This is a genomic window from Thermogladius sp. (genome assembly GCF_049970955.1).
Classification (GTDB): Archaea; Thermoproteota; Thermoprotei_A; order Sulfolobales; family Desulfurococcaceae; genus Thermogladius.
In genome coordinates this window covers 1-6697 of record NZ_JBMFLY010000046.1, presented here as the reverse complement: position 1 = coordinate 6697, position 6697 = coordinate 1, and the positions used below count along the sequence as shown (strand labels likewise).

Here is a 6697-nt window from a genome sequence, read left to right as displayed (position 1 = left end):
GGGACTTGGAGCTTCCAGGGCTTCGCCGCTCTCTCGAGCCACGACCTGACCTGGTTGACCTCTTCCGCGGGTACCTTGCCCTCCTCGAAGCAGAACCACCAGTCGAAGCACTTGTACTTTTGTAGCCTCTCAGCGGCCTCCTGTACTGTGGCGGCGGGCGGCACTATTAGTGCGTCTCCGATCAACGCGTTGTTAGGCCAGTTGGCCGGCAGTGCTCTCTTGTACTTGTCGTTGACCTGGAGAGCCTTGATGAGCCTTAGTATCTCGTCGAGGTTCCTGCCCGTCTCCTGCGGGTAGTAGAGGACTGCCCTGACAATTCCCTTGTCGTCCACGATGATGACAGCTCTCACAGTGCTCGTAGCGGACTGGGCATGTAGCATGCCCAGCTTCCTGGCGACCTCGCCTGTCGGGTCAGCGATTATCGGGAACGGTATCTCGATCTTAAACTTCTCCTTGATCCACTCGACCCACTTGATGTGGGAGAAGGTGCTGTCAACGCTGAGCCCCAGAAGCTCGGCGTTCAGCTTCTTGAAGTCCTCGTACCTGACTGCGAAGCCTATGAACTCGGTTGTACAGACGGGTGTGAAGTCCGCGGGGTGGCTGAACAAGACAAGGTACTTCCCTAGGTAGTCGTCCGGCAGTTTCTTCGGGCCGTGCGTTGTCATGACGGTCATTTCAGGGAATTTCTCGCCGATCAGAGGCATCATGCCGGGCACTTTCCCACCTAAGAACACTTTATCTGGGGGTTTGATTTATAAACTTTTTGGTTTCTGAAACTAATTCAAAGAGGAGCGTTTCTAACACCAGACTTAATAGGGTTCCCAACAAACCTCTGATCGGTTGAGGGAATGGAGCTGGAGTGCCCGTTCTGCGGCTTCAAGGGTAGACCGAGCGACTTCTACTTCGTCTACGAGTCGGTTCTATACGTGGCGGACTCGAAGACCGTCCCTGAGGAGAGGAGCCGCCCTGTCCTAGTAGTGTGCCCTGTGTGCAGGAACGGGTTTTTCCTCGAGTCGCCCTACAAGGCGTTGATAGAGAAGATGAAGTCTGGGAAGTAATATTTATTAAGATCGCAAGTGTATTTTGTTGAAGGAAAATAGTACTCGCCGTGATCGAGTTGGAGTCGAGCCCAAGCCCGTTCCCGTGGATGCTCCCGTTCAACGCCCAGGTCAGGGACGTAATCTACAACTACATAGACTACATCAAAGGCGTTGAAGACATTGTAATGGACAGCTGGCCCCTTCAGAGGCTGAGGTACATTCTACAACTCCAGACGGCCCACTTCGTATACCCCAGTGCCACCCACACGAGGTTCAACCACAGTCTCGGCGTGATGCACGTGTCGTACAAGTACATCACGTACCTCCTCAAGGGTAGCTTAGAGTACCTCTCGCAGTCCAAGCACTACAACGAGCTCTCGGCGAGGCTCAAGGAGATCTCGCTCGCTACGAGACTACTTGGATTGCTACACGACATTGGGCACGGACCCTTCAGCCATGCCTTCGACGAGTACGTTTACAAGACGAGGGACTTCCTACCGTACGTCATCGGCAACCACGAGGTCCTCGGGTACCTCATTTACAGGGAGAGCATCCGCCGCCTGATCGAGCAGGCCCTCAAGGACAACTACAAGACGCTCGGGGTCGACCCAGAGTACGTTCTGAACATGCTGGACGACGGATTGAAGCCGCCGCTCGGTATGAAGGACTACACGGAGCTCCTTAAGAAGGGGCGTATAAAGCCCGAGGACTTCTACGTCCCGACCCGCGATAAAGCGCTGAGTACGATAGTTAGGCTCGTAGTGAGGGACTACATCTTTACGAGCGATATAATGGACTACCTCAAGCGGGACTCCTACTACACGGGTCTCGCCATAGGGGAGATAAACGAGGAGTGGCTGTTGAGGAACACGTTCATAGTAGAGCACGACGGCCTGCTGAAGCCTGCCGTGTCTAGCAAGGCGGTCGACGACCTCGTAAGGCTGTTGGAGGCGAGGAAGATGATGTACAAGAACGTGTACTTCCACCACGTGAACACAGCGTTCGTCGAGACTGTAGGGCGGTTGCTCAAGTGCATCAAGAGCAGGGTCACCAGCATCCTCGAAGACATGCTGGACAGGAACGAGTGGTCCAAGTACGTGCTCTTGAACGATTTCAGCATCTACGGGGTACTCCAGTCCCTACTGTACCAGCCGGCGTCTGAGCTCGAGTGCGAGGACAGAGACTTCGCTAAGAGGGCTCTCGAGAGCCTCTTTGTTACTAGGAAACCCATATGGAAGCTCCTCAGTAGAGAGGTCCTGAAGCTAGAGGACGCCAGGGTACTGTTCTCAACGAGGTTTAGCAGGGACCTGAAGACCAGGATAAAGAGCGAGATCGTCAGCGAGCTGAACAGTAGGTTCGGCAAGCTACAGCTCTCAGACGAGGACGTTCTCACCCTCTACAACAAAGTCGACGTGTTCCCGTCCGCTGGTAGCGAGATAGTCAAGCACCTTCTGATCGTATCCTTGAAGGACTCCAAGGTGATCGGCTACAAAGAGGTCAGCTTCAACAGTTTCGCGGAGAGGCACGGGCTAGTACCAGAGGCCCTGGTCACGGTCTACCTCGAGAGGCGCAAGTACAAGATGCTCGACGAGGACGAAGTCGCGGAGGCCAAGGAGATCGTAGCGAACGTCATAAGCGACTTGGTCAAGGCTAGGATTGCCGAAGCACCGGAGACGAGCTGAAAGACTCCCTCACGAACCTCCTTATAGCCTCGTCTACTATACTGCTCAAGTCCTTGTTGTCTGAAGGGCACGTGTCCGTCGTCAGTCTACCGTTGCTGCACACCCTTATAGAGCCGGAGTTTATCAGCTCCTCTACGACTCTTTCAAGCCTCTCACTGTACACGCCTGTTATGGTCAGGGTCCAGTCCTTCAGCAACACCCCGTTCTTCAAGTAAACAATGGAGTGGAGGGTGCTCCGGGACGGCTTGTACTCGCGTACAACGCTCAAGACCAGCTCCTCGAGCAATAAACCACCACGCTCTAATTGCAACTGGATGAACTTAAAAAGCGGGCGGTAATTGAGTTAAAAACGTTAGAATTTATTACTAGTGTTATCACTGCTATTTGACCAGACCTAGGTGGGCTACTACTTGCCCATACCGGGTAAGCTGACGGGACAGTACGATTGGAGAGTCGTTGAGGACGCGGTCAAGAGCTTCTGGGCAGAGGTGGAGATATACCGGAAGATGAGAGAGAAAGCCCAGCGCTCGTCGAACACGTTCATCTTCATAGACGGCCCGCCGTACCCCTCTGGCGACGTACCCCACATAGGCACGTTGTGGAACAAGACGTTGAAAGACGTGGTTCTCCGCTTCAAGAGGATGAGAGGCTTCCGCGTATTCGACAAGCCCGGTTACGACTGCCACGGGCTACCCATAGAGGTGAAAGTCGAGCAGAAGCTCGGCTTGAGAAGCAAGCGAGAGATAGAGGAGAAGATAGGGGTAGACAAGTTCGTGGAGGAGTGTAGGAGGCTCGCCCTCACAAACGCGGCCTCTATGACGAAGTGGTTCGAGGAAATCGGCGTAGCCATGGACTGGGAAAACCCCTACTACACCCTAGATAACAAGTACATAGAGTCGGCGTGGTGGCTGATTAAGCGGGCTCACGAGTCGGGCTTGTTAGACAAGGACTACAGAGTCGTCCACTGGTGTCCCCGGTGCCAGACCACTCTCGCTGAGTACGAGGTAGAGTACCACGACCTCGAGAGCCCGAGTATAGTAGTGAAGATGCCGGTGGAGGGGGAGCCGAAGACCTTCCTACTGATCTGGACTACAACTCCGTGGACTCTCCCAGCCAACACGTTCATCATGGTTAACCCCAAGGGCACCTATGTTAGGGTGAGGGTGGGCGATGAGGTCTGGATACTCGCCAAGACGCGCCTCCGGGAAGTCATGGAGCTAGCGGGAGTCGAGGACTACTCCATCATTGAGGAGTTCCCAGGCGAGAAACTCGTAGGTTTAAGGTACAAACACCCCCTCGAAGACCTGGTCGAAGCCCAGAAGAAGCTGAGCAAGTACCACGTCGTCCTCCCCTCGGAGGAGTACGTAAGCCTACACGAGGGTACGGGACTAGTACACGCGGCTCCCGGCCACGGCTTCGAGGACTTCGAGGTCGCCAAGAAGAGCGGTATTGACCTGGTTGTGAGCCCGGTCAACGACGAGGGCGTATTCACGGAGGAGGCTGGTAAGTACCAGGGCATGTTCGTACGCGACGCGAACAGAGCGATCATCGAGGACCTGAGAGAGAGGGGCTATCTCGTGTACGAGGGCTCTATCATCCACAAGTACCCCGTGTGCTGGAGGTGCAAGACGCCCGTCATCCTGCGTGCAACAAAGCAGTGGGTCATCAGAGTATCTAGGTTAAAGGATAGGCTAGTACAGGAGGCAAAGTCGGTCAAGTGGATACCCGAGTGGGCGCTGCAGAGGATGCTACACATGCTCGAGAACGTCCAGGACTGGGTAATATCTAGGCAGCGGTACTGGGGGACGCCACTACCAGTCTGGGTTTGCGAGAATGGACACTACGTCGTAGTCGGGGGCGTCGACGACATCAGGAGGCTGGGCGGCGAGGTCCCACCGGACCTCCACAGACCATGGATTGACAGGGTCGAGCTCAAGTGCCCCGTTTGCGGCAGGAGTATGAGAAGGGTCGAAGACGTCGTGGACGTCTGGTTAGACAGCGGTATAGCCTTCTACGCTGCCAGGGGGCGCCCGCAAGACCTCAAGGGAGGGGAGGTGGTCGTCGACTTCATTGTGGAGGGGCACGACCAGACGAGAGGATGGTTCTTCTCACTCCTGAGGTCGGGCGTCATAGGCTTCGGTGTCAGCCCATATAAGACTGTCTTGGTTCACGGTTTCGCCCTCGACGAGAAAGGGAGGGAGATGCACAAGAGCTTGGGCAACTACGTGGGCGCGGACGAAGCGATCAAAACGGCTGGTAGAGACCCGCTCAGGCTATGGTTGTTGAGCAACACTGTGTGGGAAGACCTGAGGTTCTCCTGGAAAAGCATCGAAGAAGTAGCGAGCGACCTGCAAGTGGCTTGGAACGTCTACCTGTTCGCCTCCACCTACATGAACCTGGATAGGTTCGACCCCTCGAGGAACAGCTTGGAGAAGTTTGCCGGCAGGCTGAAGTTCGAAGACAAATGGTTGTTGAGCCGTTTCACGAACACCTTGATCAGGATAACAGAGAGCCTCGAGAACTACAGGATACACGAAGCTGTCAGGGAGTGGAGGAGGTTTATCGTGGAAGACCTAAGCCACTGGTATCTCAGGATCGTTAGACCGAGGATATGGGTGGAAGAGGAGACCGAGGACAAGCTAGCAGCGTACGCGGTGCTCTACTACGTCTTGAAGAACATGTTGGTGGTAGCCGCCCCCTTCATACCCTTCTTCGCGGAGTACGTGTACCAGAAGGTCTTCAGACCCGTCGAAGGCTTAGAGTCTATCCACCTCTCCGACTGGCCGCAGCCAGACTATTCGCTCCTCGACCCCTCAGTAGAGAGGGAGATGGAGGTCGTCAGGAAACTTGCAGACCGGGTCGCGGCGGCCAGGATGAAAGCCGGGATTAAACTGCGGCAACCAGTCAAAAGCGTAATAGTCTACACGGACAAGAAGGAAGTCGCCGAGGTCGTGGAAAAGCACTCGGAGCTCTTAAAGAAGGTGTTCAATTCGAAAGCGGTGGAGGTGAAGGACGCAAAAAGCGTCGAGGAGATAGTGGTCTACACTCTGAGACCGGTCTACAAGAGGCTCGGGCCAAAGTTCAAGGAACTTACAGGCAGAGTGATAGAGTACGTCCGGGGAAGAGAGAGCGAGGTCGCACGCGGGCTCCTGACAAAGGGCTACTTCGACCTCGAGATCGAGGGGAAGACTGCGAGAATAGAGCAAGGCGACTTCGAGGTCGTCGTAGGTTACGTAGAGGGCTATGTAGTTGAGGTAAGCGAGCTCGGGACAATAGCGGTCGACAAGAGGTTGACGGAGAAGGAGGTCGCGGAAGGGCTGGCCAGAGACGTTGTCAGGAGAATCCAGGTGATGAGAAAGATGATGAATCTAGAGCTCGACGAGAAGATCGAGACGTATATCGTCGCCCCGGCCGACAAGAAGAGCCTACTCGCGTGGTACCAGGACTACGTGAAGAACGAGACAGGCTCCGTGAAAGTCGAGCTCGTGGACGCCCTCCCCGACCTGGACGGCTATACAAGGGAGTGGGACATAGGCGGAGACGTGTTCGTCATAATGGTGAGGAGGGTTGGACGATAAGACGATCAGACTCCTCATAGAAGAGGCTAAAAAGGTCCTCCCACACTCCTACGCACCCTACAGTGGTGTGCACGTCGCCGCCGCTGTCCTAACCGAGAGAGGTAACATTTACCGAGGCGTCAATGTAGAGAACAGCAGTTACGGGCTCACGATATGCGCCGAGAGGTCAGCGATATCCGCCATGGTGACAGCTGGGGAGAGGCGCCCGGTGGCGATCGCCATCGTTACAGACATGGACGAGCCCATTCCTCCGTGCGGAGCTTGTAGGCAGGTATTAGCGGAGTTCAACAGCGAAGTAGAGGTGGTCATGCACAGCGTGAAGACGGGTAAAACCGTCGTCGCGAACCTGAGAGATCTCTTCCCCTCGCCATTCAAGTTGAGGTCTACGGGGTCTGGA

General features: G+C 55.2%; 6 protein-coding genes. 4 read left to right on the top strand and 2 right to left on the bottom strand.

Annotated elements, in window-relative coordinates; genetic code table 11:
- Window positions 1–716 (bottom strand): peroxiredoxin (locus tag ACP5VX_RS05695; protein ID WP_428724920.1); only part of this gene is annotated, 716 nt, incomplete at its 3' end.
- 132 nt (window positions 717–848) lie between these two features.
- Between ACP5VX_RS05695 and ACP5VX_RS05690 the strand changes: the two genes are divergently transcribed.
- Both ACP5VX_RS05690 and ACP5VX_RS05685 read left to right on the top strand, forming a co-directional pair.
- Complete coding sequence (locus ACP5VX_RS05690; protein WP_428724918.1) at window positions 849–1058, top strand: hypothetical protein; 210 nt, start codon at window positions 849–851, stop codon at window positions 1056–1058.
- Window positions 1059–1108: 50 nt separating this feature from the next.
- Window positions 1109–2722 carry an HD domain-containing protein gene (locus tag ACP5VX_RS05685; protein WP_428724917.1) on the top strand — a complete coding sequence of 538 codons (1614 nt, stop codon included), beginning with the start codon at window positions 1109–1111 and terminating at the stop codon, window positions 2720–2722.
- Here the strand turns inward: ACP5VX_RS05685 and ACP5VX_RS05680 are convergent.
- Window positions 2691–3008 (bottom strand): hypothetical protein, encoded by a 318-nt coding sequence (locus ACP5VX_RS05680; RefSeq protein ID WP_428724916.1) that lies wholly within the window; start codon window positions 3006–3008, stop codon window positions 2691–2693. The genes ACP5VX_RS05685 and ACP5VX_RS05680 overlap by 32 nt on opposite strands.
- Window positions 3009–3132: 124 nt before the next feature.
- Here ACP5VX_RS05680 and ileS point away from each other — a divergent pair, with 124 nt between their 5' ends.
- Both ileS and cdd read left to right on the top strand, forming a co-directional pair.
- Complete coding sequence (gene ileS / locus ACP5VX_RS05675) at window positions 3133–6300, top strand: isoleucine--tRNA ligase (protein ID WP_428724915.1); 3168 nt, start codon at window positions 3133–3135, stop codon at window positions 6298–6300.
- 4 nt (window positions 6301–6304) lie between these two features.
- Window positions 6305–6697 (top strand): cytidine deaminase (cdd, locus tag ACP5VX_RS05670; protein ID WP_428724919.1); only part of this gene is annotated, 393 nt, incomplete at its 3' end.

Bases quoted from the DNA above. Each gene is read 5' to 3' on its own strand.
- ACP5VX_RS05690 (WP_428724918.1), top strand. From the start codon at position 849: ATGGAGCTGGAGTGCCCGTTCTGCGGCTTCAAGGGTAGACCGAGCGAC.